The 21,208-nt window shown below is 48.1% G+C and carries 20 protein-coding genes and 2 tRNA genes; 7 read left to right on the forward strand and 15 right to left on the reverse strand.

The features are described from left to right. The first annotated feature begins 10 nt into the window (after positions 1 to 10). Together DPRO_RS03220 and DPRO_RS03225 are read left to right on the forward strand one after the other, a co-directional pair. The gene (locus DPRO_RS03220; RefSeq protein WP_097010763.1) at positions 11 to 1,120 is read left to right on the forward strand and encodes an HD domain-containing protein; all 1,110 of its coding nucleotides are present in this window, start codon (positions 11 to 13) and stop codon (positions 1,118 to 1,120) included. A 114-nt stretch (positions 1,121 to 1,234) separates the two neighbouring features. Further along, positions 1,235 to 2,146: an exopolyphosphatase gene (locus DPRO_RS03225; protein WP_097010764.1), complete on the forward strand. Its 912-nt coding sequence runs from the start codon at positions 1,235 to 1,237 to the stop codon at positions 2,144 to 2,146. A 60-nt stretch (positions 2,147 to 2,206) separates the two neighbouring features. On the opposite strand, the gene DPRO_RS03230 is transcribed toward DPRO_RS03225, so the two are convergent. Beyond that, the gene (locus DPRO_RS03230; protein ID WP_097010765.1) at positions 2,207 to 2,977 is read right to left on the reverse strand and encodes a hypothetical protein; all 771 of its coding nucleotides are present in this window, start codon (positions 2,975 to 2,977) and stop codon (positions 2,207 to 2,209) included. Between the two features lie 139 nt (positions 2,978 to 3,116). Here DPRO_RS03230 and sucD point away from each other — a divergent pair, with 139 nt between their 5' ends. After that, on the forward strand, positions 3,117 to 5,198 hold the full coding sequence (gene sucD, locus DPRO_RS03235) for a succinate--CoA ligase subunit alpha (protein WP_097010766.1): 2,082 nt from the start codon (positions 3,117 to 3,119) through the stop codon (positions 5,196 to 5,198). 61 nt (positions 5,199 to 5,259) lie between these two features. Here the strand turns inward: sucD and DPRO_RS03240 are convergent, their stop codons facing one another. The 4 genes from DPRO_RS03240 to DPRO_RS03255 all read right to left on the reverse strand — a co-directional run bounded on the left by DPRO_RS03240 (position 5,260) and on the right by DPRO_RS03255 (position 8,529). Then, a complete protein-coding gene (locus DPRO_RS03240) occupies positions 5,260 to 5,715 on the reverse strand; it encodes a metal-dependent hydrolase (protein WP_097010767.1) in 456 nt (151 codons plus the stop codon). 22 nt (positions 5,716 to 5,737) lie between these two features. Beyond that, positions 5,738 to 6,325, reverse strand: coding sequence for a TetR/AcrR family transcriptional regulator (locus DPRO_RS03245; RefSeq protein WP_097010768.1), 588 nt, complete (start codon positions 6,323 to 6,325; stop codon positions 5,738 to 5,740). Positions 6,326 to 6,585: 260 nt separating this feature from the next. Continuing rightward, positions 6,586 to 7,746: a SufB/SufD family protein gene (locus DPRO_RS03250; RefSeq protein WP_097010769.1), complete on the reverse strand. Its 1,161-nt coding sequence runs from the start codon at positions 7,744 to 7,746 to the stop codon at positions 6,586 to 6,588. A 24-nt stretch (positions 7,747 to 7,770) separates the two neighbouring features. Then, complete coding sequence (locus DPRO_RS03255) at positions 7,771 to 8,529, reverse strand: ABC transporter ATP-binding protein (RefSeq protein ID WP_097010770.1); 759 nt, start codon at positions 8,527 to 8,529, stop codon at positions 7,771 to 7,773. Between the two features lie 165 nt (positions 8,530 to 8,694). On the opposite strand from DPRO_RS03255, the gene DPRO_RS03260 reads away from it, so the two are divergent. Next, positions 8,695 to 9,426, forward strand: coding sequence for a Smr/MutS family protein (locus DPRO_RS03260; RefSeq protein WP_097010771.1), 732 nt, complete (start codon positions 8,695 to 8,697; stop codon positions 9,424 to 9,426). 114 nt (positions 9,427 to 9,540) lie between these two features. Here DPRO_RS03260 and DPRO_RS03265 read toward each other — a convergent pair whose 3' ends face one another. Further along, complete coding sequence (locus DPRO_RS03265) at positions 9,541 to 10,083, reverse strand: chemotaxis protein CheW (protein WP_097010772.1); 543 nt, start codon at positions 10,081 to 10,083, stop codon at positions 9,541 to 9,543. 285 nt (positions 10,084 to 10,368) lie between these two features. Between DPRO_RS03265 and DPRO_RS03270 the strand changes: the two genes are divergently transcribed. Further along, positions 10,369 to 10,445, forward strand: a tRNA-Pro gene (locus DPRO_RS03270). Between the two features lie 65 nt (positions 10,446 to 10,510). After that, positions 10,511 to 10,586, forward strand: a tRNA-Thr gene (locus DPRO_RS03275). Between the two features lie 89 nt (positions 10,587 to 10,675). Here DPRO_RS03275 and DPRO_RS03280 read toward each other — a convergent pair. The 9 genes from DPRO_RS03280 to DPRO_RS03320 form a co-directional block, all read right to left on the reverse strand. Beyond that, positions 10,676 to 11,515 (reverse strand): flagellin, encoded by an 840-nt coding sequence (locus DPRO_RS03280; RefSeq protein ID WP_097010773.1) that lies wholly within the window; start codon positions 11,513 to 11,515, stop codon positions 10,676 to 10,678. A 175-nt stretch (positions 11,516 to 11,690) separates the two neighbouring features. After that, the gene (gene ilvN, locus DPRO_RS03285; protein WP_097010774.1) at positions 11,691 to 11,966 is read right to left on the reverse strand and encodes an acetolactate synthase small subunit; all 276 of its coding nucleotides are present in this window, start codon (positions 11,964 to 11,966) and stop codon (positions 11,691 to 11,693) included. Continuing rightward, positions 11,959 to 13,635, reverse strand: coding sequence for an acetolactate synthase large subunit (gene ilvB / locus DPRO_RS03290; protein WP_097010775.1), 1,677 nt, complete (start codon positions 13,633 to 13,635; stop codon positions 11,959 to 11,961). The genes ilvN and ilvB overlap by 8 nt, the downstream gene beginning before the upstream one ends. Positions 13,636 to 13,920: 285 nt before the next feature. Then, positions 13,921 to 14,127, reverse strand: coding sequence for a hypothetical protein (locus DPRO_RS03295; protein WP_157917353.1), 207 nt, complete (start codon positions 14,125 to 14,127; stop codon positions 13,921 to 13,923). Between the two features lie 33 nt (positions 14,128 to 14,160). Then, positions 14,161 to 16,662 (reverse strand): Lon protease family protein, encoded by a 2,502-nt coding sequence (locus DPRO_RS03300; protein ID WP_097010777.1) that lies wholly within the window; start codon positions 16,660 to 16,662, stop codon positions 14,161 to 14,163. Between the two features lie 11 nt (positions 16,663 to 16,673). After that, complete coding sequence (locus DPRO_RS03305) at positions 16,674 to 17,090, reverse strand: Hsp20/alpha crystallin family protein (RefSeq protein WP_097010778.1); 417 nt, start codon at positions 17,088 to 17,090, stop codon at positions 16,674 to 16,676. 283 nt (positions 17,091 to 17,373) lie between these two features. Beyond that, positions 17,374 to 18,441, reverse strand: coding sequence for an IS5 family transposase (locus DPRO_RS03310; protein WP_097010253.1), 1,068 nt, complete (start codon positions 18,439 to 18,441; stop codon positions 17,374 to 17,376). A 14-nt stretch (positions 18,442 to 18,455) separates the two neighbouring features. Continuing rightward, positions 18,456 to 19,253: a response regulator gene (locus DPRO_RS03315; RefSeq protein WP_232005692.1), complete on the reverse strand. Its 798-nt coding sequence runs from the start codon at positions 19,251 to 19,253 to the stop codon at positions 18,456 to 18,458. Between the two features lie 31 nt (positions 19,254 to 19,284). Beyond that, positions 19,285 to 19,983 carry a 2-phosphosulfolactate phosphatase gene (locus DPRO_RS03320; protein WP_097010780.1) on the reverse strand — a complete coding sequence of 233 codons (699 nt, stop codon included), beginning with the start codon at positions 19,981 to 19,983 and terminating at the stop codon, positions 19,285 to 19,287. 190 nt (positions 19,984 to 20,173) lie between these two features. Here DPRO_RS03320 and DPRO_RS03325 point away from each other — a divergent pair, with 190 nt between their 5' ends. Beyond that, a complete protein-coding gene (locus tag DPRO_RS03325) occupies positions 20,174 to 21,133 on the forward strand; it encodes a UDP-glucuronic acid decarboxylase family protein (protein WP_097013628.1) in 960 nt (319 codons plus the stop codon). The last annotated feature ends 75 nt before the right edge of the window (positions 21,134 to 21,208 follow it).

Here is a 21,208-nt window from a genome sequence, read left to right on the forward strand (position 1 = left end):
GTATTTCTGAATGCAGATATATCTGGCTGGCGGAGCCGTCCGCGATTTATTATTGGGAAACACGATTATAGACAGAGACTATCTGGTAACCGGTGTCACCCAAAAGGAGTTTGAGCAAAAACACCCGTCCGCCCAGTTGGTTGGTAGGGCCTTCCCTATTTACCTCATCGACAAGCAAGAATTTTCCTTTCCGCGTGGCGAAAGCATCAACGAAGAATTACTGTCCAGAGACCTCACTGTCAATTCACTGCTGCTGGATGAAAACGGAGATCTCTACTGCCACCCGAAGGCGCTCGAAGATCTCAAAAGCAAAACACTACGCCCCGCTTCTCAACAATCATTCATAGATGATCCCCTTCGAGTATTCAGAGCCGCACGGTTCGCAGCTCGTTTTCCAGACTTTTCGATTCACCCTTCGTTAATAGACACCATGCGACAGGTAGCCAAAGCGGAACTGCTTGATTCCGTGTTCGCTGATCGAATTGGTCAAGAAACAGTCAAAGCTCTTTCAGCTCCTCGTCCAGGAAACTATTTGCGCCTGTTGACCCAAAGCAATTGCCTTGCTCCCTGGTTCGAGGAATTTCTTGCGGCTGAAACAATCCCGGCAGGCCCACCGGCATATCATGATACAAATGTCATTGAGCACACCTGTCGCATAATGGACAAACTGGCAGGTAACCCTTTAGCCGCTTGGATGGGGTTGTGCCACGATCTCGGTAAAACTCTGACACCCACCCCAGACCTCCCCAAACATCACGGCCATGACTACGCAGGGGTTACAATGGCGAAAAACCTGGCAAAACGTCTTCGACTCTCCAATGTATATGTTGCTGGAGGTGCAATTGCGAGCAAGTGGCATATGATTGGTGGGCAGTATACTCAATTGCGACCAGGTACTCGAGTCGACCTGCTCATGGCTCTGCATCTATCAGATACATTCAACGCATTTTTTTCTCTTGTAAAAGCAAATCAAGGCACCGACTATTCTGAAATAGCCAAGAGAGATCTACAAACCATCCTTGCCACTACGCTTCCTCCAGAGTGGCAGAACCGTGGTAGGGAATCTGGGATTAGGCTCCGAGAACTCCGCGCAGGGAAAATCAATAGAAAGCCCAAATAATAATGCTCGGGTTTTGACTTTTTTTCGCCTGGAAGATAACAATATCAATTAACTGTGCCTTACTGCGTAAGGTGTCGCAGTCCCAACACAATGATCTAATAACGGAGTTGTTTCATGAGACTTGTCACCCGGTCTGACTTTGATGGTCTTGTCTGCGCTACCCTGCTCAAACACCTTGGAATTATCGATGATTACCTCTTTGCCCATCCCAAAGACTTGCAGGATGGAAAAGTTGAAGTCGGGCGGAAGGATGTTTTGGCAAATGTCCCCTATGTTGAAGGATGTGGCTTATGGTTCGATCACCACACCAGTGAAATGGAACGGCTGGGAAACATTGAGTTTGAAGGGGCATCCAAACCTCTGCCAAGCTGTGCGCGGGTAATATATGAATACTATGGAGCGGACAAATTCCCCGACGCCTTTACCCCCATGCTCGACGCTGTAGACAAGGTCGACTCAGCACAACTCTCCGTTGAAGACATCACGGCACCGGAAGGCTGGATTCTGCTTGGGTACATCATGGATCCGCGAACCGGCCTTGGCAGATACCGAAACTACCGGATCAGCAACTACCAGCTCATGTTGGATATGATCGAGTACTGTCGGACTCTAAGTGCTGAAAAAATCATGCAGATTCCTGACGTCAAAGAGCGTATCGACAAATACTACGAGGACCAGGACAACTTCGTCCAAATGCTCAAAGATAATACGACGGTCTATGACAATGCCCTTGTCATAGATCTACGCAGTCAGGACCCTATCTACTGCGGCAACCGCTTCATGATCTACACCCTGTACCCTGACTGCAACGTCAGCATACGAGTCATATGGGGGTTCAAAAAGCAGAACGTGGTTCTCACAGTCGGACACTCCATAACCAACAGAACCAGCAAGACGGACGTGGGTAAACTTATGTTGTCTTTCGGTGGTGGCGGACATAAGGCCGTTGGAACATGTCAGGTCGCAGAAAGTGAAGTGTCCGAAGTATTAAACAAGATTATTTCCCAGATTAATAAAGACGGTTAAGCCCTGATCAGACAGATTGAGCGACTTCAACACGCATCCCGCTGTTGAAGTCGCTTTTTTTTATTCTTTTATCGATTCAAGCAATGCAAGAATATCTGCTTTTCGATCCGAATAAATATCTCGACTAAATGAAATGATGGCTGGCTGAACAGTTTTTAAGGCAGGCAGGTCCTGAACAACAGGAAGCTCATAAGCCTCAAAATCAATAGGCTGGAAACGAAGATCTTTATCCAAGGCACACCCTTGCACCTCGCACGCTTCGCCCATTATCTTCTCCCGCTCCATTTGGACCGTATCCATTTGCTTAACGTATTCCAGCGCACTACTTGGCGGCAGAGCATTATTCACTCGCTCTACCTCTTCATTAATATACTCTGCCAACGCTTTAAGCCGCAGATAGTGAACTGTCAGCCGTTTTCTGCCGGGGTTCTCTGGATCATCAAAGTAGTGACCATTCAAGTACTCATCCGCTACTTCCCGAAACAGGTGATAGGCTCGACAAAGGCACCGCTCGTATCGCCCCTTCATAGTAAAAGCAAAGGGAATCCGTATCTTTGTTGAAGAGTTATACTCATCAGCAAAAGGGATACAGGATGGCAAGATGTCCAGAGCAATATAAAAATCTCTGATCGTTCCCTTATCCAGCAACAACATATGGAGGCGAGATGCCGCCCTGAATAGTTTTGGAATATTTGAGCGAAACTCTTCTACCATCTGCTCGAAAGCAGTAATCTTGTCTTCGAGATCTTTTCGAGATCCAAAATACGATTCAGCCATTTCCGAAACAACTTCCTGCTGTAGCTGATCTGCGTAATCTCTGAAATCATCCATGGGAACTCCTAGCACTTCTGTCGATATTCCTTTATATACCCACTATCCTCAAGGGCAGCAATATGATGCTCTGTATATCGATAGGCCAAACGTAATACAACAACGCCAATATCACAAAAACAGATTCCAAGAGGGACCCATGCTTCTTAATGAACACAAGAGCAAAAAACTGTTTGCCAGCGCCGGCATCCCTGTACCGGAAGGCCATTCTGTCTACCCCGGCCAGGAAGACTCTTTCAAACCAGAATTCTCGACACCCTGGTTTCTTAAATCACAGGTTCTGACCGGTGGCAGAGGTAAAGCTGGCGGCATACTCCGTGTCGACAATGAAGCAGATTTTTCTTCAACGGCCAAAAAGCTGTTCGATCTTGAAATAAAAGGCCACTCCGTCCCCTTCATACGAGTTGAACCCGCTTCCGATATTCAGCGAGAGTTCTACATATCTTTTACCGTTTCTCGGGAGCTAAAGTGCATATTGCTGACAGTCGGCCGTGAAGGAGGTGTGGAGATCGAGAATCTGGGAGCCGACAATCTTCTGGTGCAGCAAATCAAACTTCCCGGTGGACTTGCTCCTCATCAGATTCGCGCCGCATTCTTCCATCTTGATCTGGAAAAAGAATATCTGAAAAGCTTCGCAGAATTATTGAGCAACCTTTTCTCCTGTGTACTGGACAACGGGCTACTCATGGCGGAGATCAATCCGCTGGTCCTGACTGGAGAAGGCGAATTCTTAGCTCTGGATGGCAAAGTCGAAATCGATGACAACTATGCTGATATCAATAGGGATATGGAAGCATACTACCAGCGAGAACACGCCAGCCCAGAAGAGAACGAGGCTCGTGATGCAGGCCTTTCCTTTGTCAAACTGCCAGGCTGGGTCGGCCTCATGGTCAATGGAGCCGGATTGGCAATGGCCACCATGGATTTACTCAACTTTTCCAAACTGCCAGCGAGCAACTTCCTTGACCTTGGAGGTGCTGCAGATCAAGAGCGTATGCAAACCGCACTTGAACTGCTATTCGGTGACGATCAGGTTCAGGCTATTTTCATCAACCTTTTCGGTGGAATACTCTCCTGTGAAAAAGTCGCGCTGGCCATGCAAGGTGCATTGAATGGTAAAGCCCCCAAAAAGCCGATCGTTGCACGCATGTCTGGCAAAGACGCCGAGTCAGGGTTGGAAATTCTCAAAAGCCTGAATGTTGACAATCTGCACCTTGCCGCCGACATGCAATCAGCAATCAACATCCTCGCTGACCTGAAGCCCGACAGTGCACCTACAGTCTCTTTCCCTGCACCCGATATCCAATCTCCCGAGCAAAGACCCAAGAATAACGGGTATGTTTCCAGTGCTTCTTTTGGCATACAGAAAGATACTCCTATTCTTGTACAGGGCATTACAGGTCGCGAAGGACAACTGCACACTCGCCTCATGCAGGAATACGGTGCTAACATTGTCGCTGGTGTCACCCCTTTCAAAGGTGGTCAGGAGGTATTGGGAGTTCCCGTCTACAACTCCATCGCTGACGCCAAACGAGCTCACGAAATCGGTGCAAGTATCATCTTCGTTCCTCCTCGTATGGCTGCAGATGCAATACAAGAAGCTGCATGCAATGAAATTCCATGGGCTGTCTGCATAACCGAAGGCATCACACAACACGACATGTTATCGACTTTCGAACAAATCAAAGAAAGCCCAACGCGAGTTGTAGGCCCCAACACACCAGGAATTATCGTTCCGGGACAGACAAAAATTGGAATTCTTCCCACCATCCCATTCTCCCCCGGTCCTGTTGCTGTTCTGTCGCGTAGCGGAACGTTAACCTATGAGGTTGCTGCACGACTGACAGAGAGCGGCATCGGCCAATCGCTTTGTGTTGGTATAGGTGGAGACCCATTCATTGGCACAAACTTCGTTGATATGTTTGATATGCTCCGCAATCACGATGAAACCAAGGCTGTCGTCGTGCTTGGCGAAATCGGCGGGACAGCAGAAGAGAATCTGGCGCAATATGTAAAGGAAACCGGATTCGACAAACCAGTCATTTCATTCATTGCCGGACGCACCGCTCCTCCTGGCAAGCGCCTTGGACATGCCGGAGCCATCCTGGAAAAAAGTGGAGGTATCGAAAGTAAGCTGGAAGCCATGCGACAGGCTGGTTTCCACGTCTGCCCGAGCCTTGAGGCTGTTGCGGAAATTACCGCGTCGGTACTGCGCGATTAGTAATAAAAAGAGCTTACCACACCAAAAGAGCCACTCTCTGAGAGAGTGGCTCTTTTATTGGTTAGCAAAACTCTCCATCCAATAAGAGGTGAGAGAAATATCCTGTTGCAAACGCTAAATAAAATGGAATGAAGTCTGCGAATCGATCTATCCCGTGAATCAGGACCGGAAGCGCTACAATTGGCACCGGCACCAAAAGCATTGCCCACCATGTATGTGTCCATCCTCGGTGAGAGCCAATTGCCGGCAGCATGGCAAAAAAGCCCAGCCATGCAGACCACATGTAATATTTCTTCAGAATCAACCCCAAGTCCAATAGCGCGAAAACAACATAGTACAGATTTTGTCCTTTAGAATCCGTATCAACATCGGGAAATAACGCGCCAAGCAGGCAAAAACATATCAGGGCACTGGCTGATATCGGATTGAAAACCCACCAGCCGAGCAATACCGCACCAACAAGCCCCATGCAGGCAAAGAAAAGCCCGCCGGCCAAATGTCCTTTGTATCCAGGCATAAGGAAGGATTTTAAATCACAATCAAGATGCAATCAAGCGTGGCGTCTGAACGCTGCGCAAAATGAAATCCCGAGCCTCATCATACAGTCCAGGTATCTCATACGGAGCAAGAAAACGGGTTCGCACAGCACCAACAATATTCGCGTAGACCATGAACGCCGTTTGCGTCACAGGTAGATCGACGATTGAACCATCTTCGATACCTCGAAGAAGTATTTCTTCAACCATATCGATCAATTCTCGAAATTTCGCGCCAATTTTTTTCCTATCCAAATCAGGATTATCGTCGCTAAATGGTGAGCATCGAATCAAAGTGGGGAAAGTCTTTTCATTAACAATTGTAAACTCAAGATACGCTTCGACAAATGCCCCAAGCGCTTCACAACCATTTGCTGAGTCTGCAATTCTATCGCGCAGGTACAAGATCATCGTATCAATCAGTTCACTTCCTGCGGCCATGAAGAGGTTTTCCTTGTTGTCGAAATAGTGAAAGACCAGACCGGATGCCACCTCTGCCTCTTCTGCCACCATTTTCATGGTAGTTCCGGCATATCCGCTTTTTGCAAACAGCTCCTGGGCGGCAACAAGTATCTTGTCTTTCTTAGACATCAGCCCCTCTCTTCTCATCATAAATTATATTCGACACCATATTCCAACTTCAAAGTAATTAGTATGCCTACGCTATTTCTTCAAGTATTCATTTAACCTTTTCATAACCCTACCCATTAAGAGTGTCATGTTAACTCCATGTCTTCATTAGCATCCCCCAGAAACGCTCATCCTTAACTAGCAGATAAAACGTCATTAATTGAATAAAAAAAGGCGAGACACATTGTCCCGCCTTTTTACGAAGCATATATTGTCGCTAGTTACATAGCGTCTGAAGCTTGCAGCTCTTCAATCTGCTTGTCGATTTCCTTCTGAAGCTTCTCTGGAAGTCCCATGATGTCCGTATTCAGAAAGCCACGAACAATGGTAGACGTCGCTTCGTCTTCATCCATTCCTCGAGCCATAAGGTATTCGATCTCGTCTTGCGCAATTTTACCAACCGAAGCCTCATGCGACAGCTCTACTCCCTCGGTCGAACCGTCGAGTTCGGGGATTGCCCAAATCCGACCATCGCCGAGTATGAGGCCCTGACACTCGAGGTGCCCCTTGCTCGGAGTGTAGTGAGCGCCAATATGACCACGGTTAATAATAGTACCACCGGTTGCGATGGTCCTTGCAATGATCTCACACCGTGTATTCGGCGCGTTCATGACGACTCGGTTACCCATGTCCAAATGAGATCCTTTTGGCGCCACAACGACAGAATTGAAACGAGCCACAGAGTTAGGACCATTCATTTCAATACTGGGGTACATCTGAAGATCCTTAACCGGCTTAAGCAGGACATAGTTCGACAGAAACTTGCCGCCCTCTTCCACCACACCGGCAGAGCGAGGACGTACTGCTACATTTTCGCTCCAGTTGTGAACCATAGTGAATGTGAGAGAGGCATCTTTTTTGACAAAGAACTCGGAAATACCGAGGTGAGCTCCGGCCTTGGTGCCGTGTGCAACCGAACAACCGGTAATAATGTGAGCTTCGGCACCTTCTTCAATGATCACAATGTTATGAACATTCTGACCAACGTTTTCAGACTTGAGCATCAGGCAGGACTGGATTGGTTCCTTGACCTTGGCCCCTGCCTTGACGCGGATAAAGTAGCCGCCGTGCAGGTTTTCGTAAGCGGAACGGGTAAATTCATCCTTATCCTTGTCCACCAACGTCCAGAAATACTCTTCCAGACCGTCATATTTTTTCAGTGCATCCTTGATGTCCATGATTTCGACATCGTCGTTTTTGGAACTGCAATGCACAGCGGACTGGTCCATTTGCAAATAGGACGCGGATCGAGTGGAGAGGTCGGAAACAACACCTGCCATGAGCAGTTGTTCCTTATCTTCCTCGGAAAGGTCGTTGAGGTCCTGCAAGGCCTCCTGTTCGAGCCCCTGAAACTTGAATTCTGACAGATCGATTTCTTTCATTATGATAATCCTTCTAGAGCGCGGCTAGTTCATGCAACGCACACATTCCTGATAGCCATGCTCACGGATGTGATCGAGAATATCACGTGGGCGCCCTTCACAGCAAAGATGTCCTTTATACAAGACCTGGCCACGATCAGCATTAACGTAATCAAGAATGTATCCGGTATGTGTAATGATCAAACCGGCAGTCCTGGTCCGCTCTTTCCGCTCTTTGAGACTCAGATCAGGAGCAACGTTGAAGTTGCCATCCAGAACATCTCGAGCAACCTTACCAACCAGCTGCATGTTCTCCATGTCTACACCGGATTCAGGCTCGTCAAAAAGCACAAGGTCAGGCTGCTGCGCCATGAGCTGGAGCAGCTCCGAACGCTTGATTTCACCACCGGAAAAACCGGAGTTGATATCACGATCAAGGAAATCCGTCATATTGACAATATCAGCCAGCATGTCAGGATTGACCTCGCCTTTGCGTGCACACATCTTGACTAAATGTCTGGTGCGCAAACCATGAATTGTAGGCGGTCGCTGGAAAGACATCCCTACTCCAAGACGAGCTCTCTCATACATGGGAGCCTCGGTGATGTCCTGTCCTTTGAAGTAGATTCGCCCTTTGGTTACTTCATAACCGGCGAATCCCATCAGAGTCATGAGGAGAGACGTTTTGCCGGAACCGTTAGGTCCAAACAAGATAAAGGTCTCGCCTTCCTTTATTTCAAGATTGATCCCGTCAAGGACCTGTTTGTCGCCAATATTGACATGCAAGTCTTCTATGGTCAGCATGTAGTTCCTCACTTTAAGAGTCTGTTTGCAAAAAAGGCTCTTACTTAAGGCTGCTTTGGAAGTCCAGTGAATCGTCAAATGATACGGAACCAAACAGTCTGTTTTTAAAACCTGTATGGTACAATAAGCATTCAAATCACATCAGCAATACGAGCGGAGCGATAGATGGGCAAAAAAAAACCAATTAAGAACTTAAACGACCTCAAATCTTTGGCATTTAAAAAAGAAAAGAAGGACGTCTACTCTCTCCCGTACGAGAAGAAAAAAAAGAAAGAGCCTGAACCTGAAGAGCATGACGAAGCAAAGGAAGAAGAAATTTTTCTTTCAGCCATGCAGGGAGTCAAGCAGATGGAAGGGAAAGGCGGACGGCAAGTTGCTCCAACAACATCTCCTTCAGCCAATCAAAACATACCTGACCCTGAAGAAAGAGCCAAAAACGACCTGAAACGCTTTCTCCGTGGAGAGGTTGAGTTTGAATTGGAGTACACGGAAGAATATATGTATGGCTATGTCCGAGGACTGGACATCAAAACATTTCAACAACTGAAATCAGGTTCCCTCAGCGTCGCTGCTCATCTCGACCTGCATGGGATGACACTGGATCAAGCCAAGGAGAACCTCCTTTTCTTCTTGCGCGAAAGCTACCTTCAGGGACACCGATGTGTATTGATTGTCACTGGCCGCGGAAAGAACTCCCCAGGAGGACAATCCATATTACGAAGAGAAACTGAAACCTGGCTGACCCACGACCCGCTCAAACGCGTGGTGCTCGCTTTTTGTACTGCCCAACCCAAAGACGGAGGAGCCGGGGCAGTGTACGTTCTGCTCCGCAAGTACAAAAAAAGTCAGGGAAAAATCGTGTGGGATAAAATGTATAACTGGGAGAACATGGACTAGCCAAGCCATGTGTTGCCTAATTCATCCCCCATCAACCCGCAAAGCTCATCATCAAAACAACAAAAGCCTCTGCTCCATCTGGAGCAGAGGCTTCATTCTTTGAGTCTACTTGAACTACAGAGTTATAGTTGCGGCAGAGGCATCCTCAACGGGCATATCTGCGCCGCCACCGAGACTTGCTATGTCTTTGGCCATTGCGAGCTCTTCGGCCGAGAATATCTTGTTGATATCGATGATAATGATGAACTGTTCATTCTGGCGGCCCATACCCTTGATGTACTCAGCATTAATAGCTGCGCCCATCTTCGGAGCAGGCTCAATGGTGTCAGGCATCATTTCGAATACTTCGCGTACGGAATCAACAAGAGCTCCCATGATGGTGAACTCACCGTCGAATTCAATTTCGACTATGATGATACAGGTATCTACTGTATCCTCTCCCTTGGACATTCCCAATTTCAAGCGCATGTCCACAACCGGCACGGCGTGTCCGCGCAAGTTGATTACACCACGCATGTAATCAGGGGTGCGGGGAATTTTAGTGATAGAAGTCAACTCAAGGACTTCTCTCACCGTCCCGATGTCCAAAGCAAAAATTTCTTTTCCAAGAGTAAAGGTCAAAAACTGATTGATGTCTTTCAATACGTCGTCGGCCATTATACTTCCCCCGAGTTATTGAGGATTATTGTACGTAATTACAAACTTGGCTGGCAGGAGCAGCGAAAACGAGTCCCTGCACAGCGTCGATAAACTAAGTAATATACATTCATGGTGCAAAAAACCATTATAAAATGGGGTTGTTTTTTAATTATCCGGTCGATTTTGGTCAAAAGGCCCCTTCTGGATTATGCTTACGAATCATAAAAAAATCATCATGTTGCATTTTTTTATAAAAAAAGCATTGACAATCGAGCCGCCCACAGATAGACACTCACTTCGCGTCGGGATGTAGCGCAGCCTGGGAGCGCACTTGAATGGGGTTCAAGGGGTCGGAGGTTCAAATCCTCTCATCCCGACCAAACGAAGAATGACCCTGGTGAGTCGACGAAATATTCGACTCACCGTTCTTCGAAAAAGACGGAAAGCTGACGTAGCTCAATCGGTAGAGCGCATCCTTGGTAAGGATGAGGTAGGCAGTTCAATCCTGCTCGTCAGCTCCATATATTAAAGAAAATCGCCTTTCTCACGAAGGGCGATTTTCTTTTACTATTACTTAGTTCAACAGCGTCAGAATGATCAGTTAGCTCGGCTATCCATTTGTGTCATAAATAGTTCCTGTTTCACGAACAATGAGATCAGCGAGCAGCTTTTCCAATGAGTAATCCGGGTCAGATGGCTTCCGCATTTGGGCGGCACTATCGAGAAGTTGTGCCTGACTTTCCAGATTGATCTGTTGACTGGCAAGTGCATCCTCTTTGGTTCCGTACATATCCTCGATAGAACTCGCCCACTGCTTCAAGCTGTCAACATAGCTCTTTTGTGTCGCTATCGATCCATTGAGGGCGGCACCACTCAAATCAGACCAATCCACAGACGAAGTGCCAGCATCCACTGCATGAAAATTGACATTGAACCCACTGTCGTCATTGGATTGTATATGAACCTGACCAGAAGCATTAATCTGCTCAGTCCCCCACTGGGTGCTATCCAGAAAGTATATCCCGTTATAATCCGTTGAAGAAATCAAACCGGTAATCTTGTCGCGGAGGTCATTATAGTCTCCTTGAACAACTGAACTTGTAGGACTCAGATTTCCCGCTTCAATATCTTCAATTATGGATTCCATTGATTCAAGGGTATCAACGATGGTGGACATACTGCTTCGAGCAATACCCATCATTGAGGCGGCTTCACCTACATTTCGACCAGCCTGCCGAGTTGTCTCAGAATCTGATCGCAACCGCCCACTGATGGCTTCTTCGAAGGGATTGGTAAAAGTAGTTGCCTTGTTGGAATCGCCAAGGACAAGTGATCGAAGGTCTTGGCCGACCTTGGAGCCAGCAAACAGTTGATTCGTCAACATATCCTGTTGCAGGAGCTGTTGAGAATAATTAAACAGAAGACTTCTTTCTACATCCGACAATGCCATAGGTTCTCCACAGGGAATTTATGCTATCCCAACTTACCTATCGGCACTTACGTCCATTTCTTTAGAGTCAAAACTTTTTTCAACACAAAAGAAGGACAAGAAAATAAAAAACGTTTCGGCAAACATTGCTACCGAAACGTTTTTGGATATTGCACTTCAAATGAAAAAGTACTGATCAAACGAGTTGGGCAATCCCCTTGAACACCTCATGCCCACTGTCGTGCCGCTCAACAACTATTACGTCTTCCAACTTATCAACTTGCTTGACCATCTGATCCAAGGGCTGGGCCACATCAACAAGCAGCCAAATTTTACTAATCTTTCCACCATTGACGGGCATACAGGCAATACCCTCGACGTTGTATGCTCTACGGGCAAAAAGCCCGCAAATGTGTGACATGACGCCGGGATGGTTATTCACAGTCAGTTCAAGAACAGTTTGCTTAGGCATGGTTTTCACCTCCAATCATTTCCGAATTGGCAGCCCCAGGAGGAACCATGGGGTACACAGGTTCATCCGCACTTATTGGTACATGAATAAGTGCCGGCCCTCTCGTACTCAAAGCTTCTGCAAGCATATCCTCCGGATTGCCTTCATCAGCAAAGTCATAGGTTGCTATGCCAAACCCTTTGGCAATGGTCACAAAGTCAACCCGCTTCTGGTAATCAGAAGCGTAATAGCGCTTGCCATAAAACAAATCCTGCTGCTGACGCACAAGACCAAGTGCATTATTATTAGTCAAAATTATCTTAATGTTAACATCATTTTCCATGGCGGTTGCCAGATCCTGAATATTCATCATTATCGAACCATCGCCAGTGAAACAAAGAACAGTGCTATCAGGTGAGGCCAAAGCCGCTCCAATAGCCGCAGGTACGCCAAACCCCATCGTCCCCAATCCACCAGAGGTCAACCAGCGACGAGGCTTAGAGAACGGATATGCCTGTGCCGTACGCATCTGATGCTGTCCCACATCCGTACAGACTATAACATCATCTCCTGCAAGTTCAGCCGCCTTGCAAATGACACCGTACGGAGATGTCGCAGTATCGGCACCAGGGATAATCATGGGGTGCACTTCTTTCAGGTTTTCAATTTGGTCCAACCAATTTGCCCTATCCTTCGATTGGATCATCGGAATCAACGATTTCAGGACCTCGGCGATATCGCCAGTGACAGAAGCGTGCGCAGTCTTTATTTTATCCAACTCACTGGGATCGATATCGATATGTATGATTTTGGCTTGTGGACAGAACTTAGCAACTTTACCGGTCGCCCTGTCATCGAAACGAACACCGACAGCTATAAGCAGATCGCACTGCTCCAACGCCATATTCGTATATCGGGCTGCGTGCATACCTAACATTCCAAGGTTCAGAGGGTGGGAAGAAGGAATAACACCCAGTCCCATAAGTGATGTGGCTGTTGGTATAGCCCCTGTTTCCGCCAACTCAACGGCTTGCTCCGACGCCCCGGATTGAATGACTCCCCCACCCAGATACAAAATTGGACTCTGAGCTTCGTTTATCATCTTTGCCGCCTTGCAAACTTCTGCACCAAGAACATCGGTACAGTCATTTCTACATCCTGGCTCTGGCCAGGATTCAAACTCGTATATCGCTGTCTGCACGTCTTTGGGGATATCCACAACTACAGGGCCAGGCCTACCGGAACAGGCAACTCTGAAAGCATTGGGAATAACGTCAAACAACTCTTCTATGGAGCGGACAAGATAATTATGTTTTGTGATAGGAACGCTCAGTCCATATGTGTCAACTTCCTGGAAAGCGTCTGTTCCTATCATGTTCAGTGGGACCTGGCCGGTGATGCAAATAATGGGTATTGAATCGAGCTTGGCGTCTGCAATCGCAGTCAGCGTGTTTGTTGCACCTGGCCCAGAAGTAGCGAAAAATACGGCGGGTTTTCCAGTTACTCGAGCCATCCCTTGAGCTATGAACCCTGCCCCTTGCTCGTGTCGTGTTAAAATGTGCTGAATTTTCTCACTTTTGCCCAGTGCATCGTACATGGGCAGATTCGCGCCACCAGGAATTCCGGCTATTGTCGAAATCCCTTGCCTCTCCAACAATTTGATAATGATTTCCGCGCCATTGAGTTTCATCTTCGCCTCCTAGCTCGCCGGCCCGGCAGGTAAAGAAAAACCCCGCCGGTCTGCACCGGCGGGGTTTTGATACTCTATTTATGCAACAATCCCACTATGGTGCGTCCATTTCGACATCACCTACTACTACCTGCACTACTACAGATACGCCGACCACTAGGACGGAGTTGGGAAGAAGGATATTGTTGTCGAAAGTACGCATAAAAAAACCTTTTTGATTTAATTAATAATTTTCATATTCGGAATACTACCCTTCGTCAAGACCAGATCCCAATTTACTTTGATTTACAACCTGTCGACGGCAAGCCAAAAAGCTGCAGCTCCGATTGTGATACGAACAACATGACCGATGTGAAAGTTGTACCCCCAGTCAATGGCAAACAGCCCGATTATGCTTAATACATAACCACCGAGAATCAATTTTCTCCAGATATTCATTCTTAACAAATTCATTTTACTCTCACTATAAAAAGGGGTTGCGTATAAAATCACAACCCCTTCCATACGTGACTAATTACTACTTAGTCACTTCTTTTTTGAAGAAGACTTCTTTTTAGAAGTCGCTTTATTGGACTTTTTGTCGTCTTCATCCTTCCCATACGCCATCAATTCATCAACAAGGCTCTTCAGTTTTTCATCAACCAAGCCATTAATGGAATTCTTGGGATACTTGCCGTTTTTACCACGTCTTCCAGCGTTTACGCCTGTCAGAATTTTGATTCCTTCATCAATGGTCTTGACCGCCCAAATGTGGAACTTTCCATCTTTGACAGCGTCGATCACCTCATCGCGAAGCATCAAATCCTTCACGTTCGGATGTGGAATCATCACGCCCTGCTTGCCTGTCAGACCAGCATTCTTACAACAAAGGAAGAACCCTTCGATTTTCTCATTTACGCCACCGATGGGCTGAACCTCTCCATTCTGATTCACAGACCCTGTCACGGCGACATCCTGACGCAACGGCTTCCCTGAAAGGCTGGACAGGAGCGCATACAGCTCGGTCGAAGATGCGGAATCACCATCGATACCACCATACGACTGTTCGAAGGCGATACTTGCGGCCAATGAAAGCGGCTTATCCTGGGCAAAACGACTCCTGAGATACCCGGAAAGGATCAGCATCCCCTTATTATGCGTTGGCCCGGACATATCCGCTTCACGCTCAATATTAATAATACCTTCCTTGCCGAGAGCTGTAACAGCCGTAATCCGAGCGGGTTTTCCAAAGGCGTAGTCACCCATTGAATAGACAGCCAGACCGTTGACCTGTCCTACAGCCTCGCCGTCCGTATCCACAAACAGACTGCCACGGTCAATCATCTCCTGAATACGCTCTTCGATCTGATTGGAGCGGTACACCTTGGCATACACCGCTTCCTTCACATGTTCGGCAGTGATGATTTCACTGTCAGACCGAGAAGCAAAATAATCTGCTTCACTGATCAAGTCACTGAGTCCAGGGAAGGCCGTAGATATTTTCTCCTGTCGTCCAGCCCATCGAACGCCCTCTTCCATGACAGCTGAGATTCCACTGATATCAAAGGGCTTCAGTTCGTACTTGTCCACTTCGCTTTTAATGAATCGAGCAAACTGGTGAACGGAGTCATCATTAATATCCATACTGGATTCATAGTCAGCACGAACCTTGAATATTTTGGGAACATCCTCGTCGTAATGCTTAAGCATCATGTAAAGATATGGACTACCCAGAACAACGACTTTGACGTCCATATCAATAGGCTCAGGCTTTAACCCTGTCGCGCTGATGAAGTAGTAGGGATCATATGTCTCGATTTCGATCTGCTCGGTTTTCAGAGAGCGCTTGAGTGTTTGCCATACGCCCGGCTCAAAAATGGCATCCATCAGATTGATAACCAGATACCCGCCATTGGCTTTTACAAAAGAGCCGGCTTTAATTTTCGAGAAGTCGGTCTGCCACCCACCAGTTCGGTCCTGAACCCGTTCAATACTTCCAAACAAATTACGATACGTCGGGTAGGACTCGACTATGACAGGCGGTCCCTCGGATTCAACATTATCAACCAATAAATTGACTTGATAGGGTCTGAAAACCATTTCAGGAGAAGGACCTCCCATCATCATGCCAGGGAAAGGTCCCTGCTTGGGTGGGCCACCGAGAGCCTTAATGGCATCAAGCTCATCAGCCATATTCTCAAGCACACTATCCAAATACCTTAGAACTTTTTTATCTGGATACTTTTCCCTCAAAGGTTTCAGGAAATCTTCAGCAAGCGATGTGAACATGAGCCTGTCGATCTCATCATGTTTTTTAACCACCTCTTTCTGTAGATTTTTGAGTTCATTGACTATGTTGTCGATCTCTTCTTTAAGCTCAAGCCGCTTCGCCTTAAGTCGCTCATATTCATCTTTGGGGAATCTACCTTTCTCAACCATCTCCTCCAATTCAATCAACCGCTTTGGCTCACCATCAACCAAAGGAACCACATCCGGGCGCTGAATGGGCCCCATTTGCATTCGGACTACTACCAGCCCGGTATCCTTCACCTGATCTTCAATGGCTTGATAAAATGCCATGATCTTTTTCTCATGAGCTTCGGCAATCTGATTTTTGCGAGCGATATAGTCTTCACTTTCAAACAGCTGTGGAACTTCCCGTTTCACATTGTCTAAAAAGTCCTGCATGTCCTTTTTGAACTTGCTGCCTTCCCCAGACTTGAAACGCAATAAAATGGGTGCTTCCGGGTGTTTGAAATTATTAACATAACACAGGTCACAAGGCGTTTTAGCCTTGTCAGCCATCTCACCCAGCATTTTTTTGACTGTATCCAGACGCGCCGTGCCAGGTTGCCCTGTCACAAAAATATTATACCCTTTCTTTACCATTCCCATACCAAATCGGAAGGCTTCCACTCCACGCTTCTGCCCTATGATATCGGTAAGGGGTTCAAGGTCATCCGTTGTTTTAATTTTGAGTTGCTTTGAGTTAAGGGTCCATTTCATTTTTTCAACGGGAACTTCATTGGGTGTCTTCTTTGTCGGCATTCGCAGGCTCCCTACTTTTTCTTGATTTGAATCTTTTGACCACTCTGGGTCGGACACTTGGGTAGTCGCACCTCAAGGATTCCGTCGTCGAACTCTGCCACCACTTTATCGGGGCGAATAATGCAAGGTAACTTAACTTCCTTTCTGAATGTCCTTGTTTCTCTTCTGCCCTCACTGACTTCAACGGAATGAGTAGAAATGATTAAATCTCGCTCGTGGACAGTCACGTTCACATCCTCCGGGTTCATATTCCCCATTTCCATATGAACGATGAGCGTTCCACCTTCTTCTCGAAGTTCCAAATCCCCTGTCATGCGACAAACCATGGACGGCAAATCGAAGTCGGTACACAAATCATCAAACAAACGATCCATCTCACGCCGCATCCGGACTATTTCGTCCTGACTCCAGCTTTTCAAATCAGCCATGAACTCCTTTCCTCCTAATGTGAACCGCCCATGTAGAACATGAAGAGCGGTGGCTATTCTATTCCAATTACAAGATTCGTTATCATAAATACGGAATTAACGACAAGAGGCTTGCCGTATAAAACGACAAGCCTCTCGAGACCTCTGCGCATCCCCTTTTCGCGTCCGTGCCTTGCGCTCCGCACCCAATTTGATGTTCTGACCGCACCCCAGCTTGGGCTCATTCCCGGCCTTTTCCTGCCATTTCTGGCCGAAATGCCGGATTTTGGACGCACCTCTCCCTTCAGGCTCGCGCCAGTCGAACAGCTTTTTTCAAATTGAACGCCATGGCGAGGATGTGGAACTCTCCCTCCACCTTCTCACGACCCACGTATCGGGACCGAAAGAATGCGTAGCCACGTTTGAGTGTGCCGAAGGCCCGCTCGACTATTTGCCGAATGCTGCTGATGTCACGGTTGCGGGTCTTTTCGAAGTCTGTCAGCCTGCCGCCACGAGGCGTCTTGTCCATGGTTCCGTCCTCCAAATCGCGATCAAACAGAATGTCCCGGTTCTTCCCGCTGCAATAGCCCTTGTCCGCATAAACCCGTGCGCCGGGATCAAGGCCGACGCCATTCACGAGCCGCTCGAATTCGCCCGTGTCCGAATGGTTCGCGGGAGTGATGTGACCACAGAGCAGAAACCCGTCTCGACTGTCCGTCGCGGCATGGAGCTTGTAGCCGTAATAGGCCCGATTTCTCTTGCGGAGCCAGGCCGCCTCCTCGTCATCCGAATAGCTGACCCGGCAGTCCACCGGCCCATCCTGTTCTTCGGCGTCCTCGGAACGGTCCTCAGGCATCACGTCGATAACCTTGCGCGGCCGCCGCTGCGACTCGACTACCGAGGCGTCCACCACGGCTCCCTCACGGACAAGAAGCCCTTGTCCTTCAAGCTGGCGGTTAAGCATGTCGAGCAAGGAGTCCAGCACCTTCAGGCGGATCAAACCGTTACGGAAACGGCATATGGTGGTCTCGTCCGGCACGTCGTCCTCGATGGAAAAACCGGTAAATCTGACAAAGGAGAGCCGGTCGAGCAGCGCCTGCTCCACGCCCGGATCACTCAGGTTGTACCAACGCTGCAAGAGCAGAATCTTGAACATCGCCAGAGGCGGATAGGCGGGATTGCCCACGGCGTTGGCCTTGCGCCTGATCTTCTTGCACAGAAAGGCGTTGATGGGCTGCCAGTCGATGAGTTCGTTGATCTCATCCAGAAATGTGGTCTTGGTTCTGCGGTGCCCCAGGAAGTAATCACCCAACCGAGGTCCTTTCTGCCGAATAGCCATGCCTTCCTCCTTTGGATGGAGAAATAATAGCATAATAAATCAAATAGTTAAAGAGTAAAAGTGTGGGATTTGCCGTGCAGAGGTCTCTCTATATATTCCTTACCATCTTCGGCCCCAACCAGGCGGGAACTTTCCGAACACCAGATGGTTTCATCATCCTTGCGTTTGGCAAGAAATTCAAAATTGGCGACAAAGCCGTCACGACGAAGAGTTTCCAGGTACGTCTGCTGGTCATGGATATTGGGCATGATCCGTTGCCGCATCCCTTCCACGTTGATCACTTCCTCAACGGAATCATAGCCAAGAATCTGAACCATGGCGGGGTTCACTTCCAGGAACGTCCCTTCCACGGAAGCGCGGAAGAGTCCTTCCACAGATCGCTCGAACATGGCCCGATATTTCAACTCGCTGAGACTGACCGTCGCATCCTGTTTCTTGCGCTCTTCTATCTCCTGCTCCAGACGCTGCTTTTGCGCATTCATCTGAAGAAAGACCTTCACCTTGCTCTTGAGCATCTCCACATCGACAGGCCGAAAAAGATAATCCACGGCTCCGGTTTGATACCCCTGCCGCACATTCTCTTCATCCTGAAAAATGGCCGTAATGAATATTATCGGAACATGCTTCCCGCGCTCAAGAAGCTTGATGCGGTTGGCGGTCTCATAGCCGTTCATTTCCGGCATCTGTATATCGAGCAGGATCAATGCAAAATCATGTTCCGCGACAAGCTCAATGGCCTGCTGACCGGACTCTGCCGAAACAATCTCACACCCCTCCCGCAGCAACATGTGCTCCAGGAGGGCAAGATTTGTCTGTGAATCATCAACTATGAGGACTTTCTGCATAGCTTGGCTCATGAAAGGTACTCTAAAGGATTTATACGTCCGCTACCGTTATTTTTCGTAACCGCACGGAACCATCGTCATTTGGTGTGGCTCCGAGCACGAAATCGAACCGATCAAGATCCATGCAGAGCTCAAAATCTTTTTCCGGGGCGTAGGTTTTCTCAGGATCAAAAAACTTTTCCGCACTATCAACCCCGGCAAGAAATGTCTTCAGTGTTTCAAATGAGTTTGGATACTCATCGAGTTCATTCTTGATATACATGCCGCACATCATGTCTTCCTGAGCGCGCATGACACCGCCGGTCCCCATGGCAACCACTGTCACCAGTTCCGGATTCTTAGCGCGAATGTAGCGGACGATCGCATCGGCATTGACGAATGAACCGGTAATGATTTCATCAGCATGCACGGCATTGACCAGCCCCTGTGTACCGGCGCTGGTCGTGTGAACCAACGTTTTACCGGTAAAATCAACGGATTCAATTTCTGTGGGAGAATTGCCATAGTCAAATCCCTCGATCTTGATGCAATCACGTTCGCCGACCAGCACCCCGTTGTGTTCTTTGGCAAGGGAGCGAGCCAGCTCCACATCACCCACGGCGTAATAATCCTCCGCCCCGTTTTCCACAGCGTAGCACGCCACGGAAAAGGCCCGGAACACGTCGATCACCACAACCAGCCCACGGGCTTTTTGTGCACCACTCAAACACTCGACTATATTGACAACCATACTACTCACTCGCTGATAATCATTATTCTTACATACCTGTCATGGTACTGCCAAGAGATCAAGGTTTTGCATCATTTTTTAACAACATCAATACAAAGAATACATTCAGCAGGTAAAAGCAAGGGGCAAAAGAGACTCCCATCCCTCCAGCCCATTGACAAAGCGACACTTTTTTTACAACGTGATATCCATGAATAGAAAACGCGTTCTCGTCACCGGCGGCTCCGGCTTTCTCGGCTCGCACCTTTGCGAACAGCTTCTCTCCAAAGGGCGGGAAGTCATCTGTGTGGATAATTTTTTCACCGGGCGCAAGGAGAGCATCCTGCACCTCATGGATAATCCATATTTCGAGATTCTACGCCACGACGTAACGTTTCCTCTCTATGTCGAAGTGGATGAAATCTACAACCTTGCCTGCCCGGCATCCCCGATCCACTATCAGCATGACCCGGTGCAGACCACCAAGACCAGCGTACACGGCGCCATCAACATGCTGGGACTGGCGAAACGCATCAAGGCAAAGATATTTCAGGCTTCCACAAGCGAAGTATACGGAGACCCCGAGGTACATCCGCAAACAGAAAGCTATTGGGGTAATGTGAACCCCATCGGCCTGCGCTCCTGCTACGACGAAGGCAAGCGCTGTGCTGAAACGCTCTTTTTCGATTACAATCGACAGCACAACCTGCGAATCAAGGTCGGGCGCATTTTCAACACCTACGGCCCACGCATGGCCATGGACGACGGGCGCGTGGTGTCCAACTTCGTGGTTCAGGCCCTTCGCGGCGAGGATATCACGGTCTATGGCAAGGGAGAGCAGACGCGCAGCTTTTGTTATGTAGATGATCTGGTAACAGGAATTATCCGCTTCATGGAAGACACGCCGGACGAATTCACCGGTCCCATGAATCTGGGTAACCCCGGAGAATTCACCATTCTTGAACTGGCAGAAAACGTCATTGATCTGGTGGGTTCCAAATCGAAGATCGTCTTCAAAGACCTTCCATCCGATGACCCGATGCAACGCAAGCCGGACATTTCCCTGGCGAAGAAAGCCATGGGATGGGAGCCGACAGTTCCGTTACGACAGGGGCTTGAGAAAACCATCGAGTACTTTGACGGGTATCTCAAGTCGATTGAAGACGAATAGCCGAATAACGTCAGTCGACTCTGTCCGTATAATCCGCCTCAGACATGGCAAGTGGAAGATTTGACGCCCGATTAC

This window comes from Pseudodesulfovibrio profundus, assembly GCF_900217235.1.
Taxonomy (GTDB): Bacteria; Desulfobacterota; Desulfovibrionia; order Desulfovibrionales; family Desulfovibrionaceae; genus Pseudodesulfovibrio; species Pseudodesulfovibrio profundus.

Excerpts from the sequence above, each read along its gene's own strand:
- DPRO_RS03220 (WP_097010763.1), top strand. The coding sequence starts at position 11 with ATGCAGATATATCTGGCTGGCGGAGCCGTCCGCGATTTATTATTGGGA.
- DPRO_RS03225 (WP_097010764.1), top strand. The coding sequence starts at position 1,235 with ATGAGACTTGTCACCCGGTCTGACTTTGATGGTCTTGTCTGCGCTACC.
- DPRO_RS03230 (WP_097010765.1), bottom strand. The coding sequence starts at position 2,977 with ATGGATGATTTCAGAGATTACGCAGATCAGCTACAGCAGGAAGTTGTT.
- sucD (WP_097010766.1), top strand. The coding sequence starts at position 3,117 with ATGCTTCTTAATGAACACAAGAGCAAAAAACTGTTTGCCAGCGCCGGC.
- DPRO_RS03240 (WP_097010767.1), bottom strand. The coding sequence starts at position 5,715 with ATGCCTGGATACAAAGGACATTTGGCCGGCGGGCTTTTCTTTGCCTGC.
- DPRO_RS03245 (WP_097010768.1), bottom strand. The coding sequence starts at position 6,325 with ATGTCTAAGAAAGACAAGATACTTGTTGCCGCCCAGGAGCTGTTTGCA.
- DPRO_RS03250 (WP_097010769.1), bottom strand. The coding sequence starts at position 7,746 with ATGAAAGAAATCGATCTGTCAGAATTCAAGTTTCAGGGGCTCGAACAG.
- DPRO_RS03255 (WP_097010770.1), bottom strand. The coding sequence starts at position 8,529 with ATGCTGACCATAGAAGACTTGCATGTCAATATTGGCGACAAACAGGTC.
- DPRO_RS03260 (WP_097010771.1), top strand. The coding sequence starts at position 8,695 with ATGGGCAAAAAAAAACCAATTAAGAACTTAAACGACCTCAAATCTTTG.
- DPRO_RS03265 (WP_097010772.1), bottom strand. The coding sequence starts at position 10,083 with ATGGCCGACGACGTATTGAAAGACATCAATCAGTTTTTGACCTTTACT.
- DPRO_RS03280 (WP_097010773.1), bottom strand. The coding sequence starts at position 11,515 with ATGGCATTGTCGGATGTAGAAAGAAGTCTTCTGTTTAATTATTCTCAA.
- ilvN (WP_097010774.1), bottom strand. The coding sequence starts at position 11,966 with ATGCCTAAGCAAACTGTTCTTGAACTGACTGTGAATAACCATCCCGGC.
- ilvB (WP_097010775.1), bottom strand. The coding sequence starts at position 13,635 with ATGAAACTCAATGGCGCGGAAATCATTATCAAATTGTTGGAGAGGCAA.
- DPRO_RS03300 (WP_097010777.1), bottom strand. The coding sequence starts at position 16,662 with ATGCCGACAAAGAAGACACCCAATGAAGTTCCCGTTGAAAAAATGAAA.
- DPRO_RS03305 (WP_097010778.1), bottom strand. The coding sequence starts at position 17,090 with ATGGCTGATTTGAAAAGCTGGAGTCAGGACGAAATAGTCCGGATGCGG.
- DPRO_RS03310 (WP_097010253.1), bottom strand. The coding sequence starts at position 18,441 with ATGCTATTATTTCTCCATCCAAAGGAGGAAGGCATGGCTATTCGGCAG.
- DPRO_RS03315 (WP_232005692.1), bottom strand. The coding sequence starts at position 19,253 with ATGCAGAAAGTCCTCATAGTTGATGATTCACAGACAAATCTTGCCCTC.
- DPRO_RS03320 (WP_097010780.1), bottom strand. The coding sequence starts at position 19,983 with ATGGTTGTCAATATAGTCGAGTGTTTGAGTGGTGCACAAAAAGCCCGT.
- DPRO_RS03325 (WP_097013628.1), top strand. The coding sequence starts at position 20,174 with ATGAATAGAAAACGCGTTCTCGTCACCGGCGGCTCCGGCTTTCTCGGC.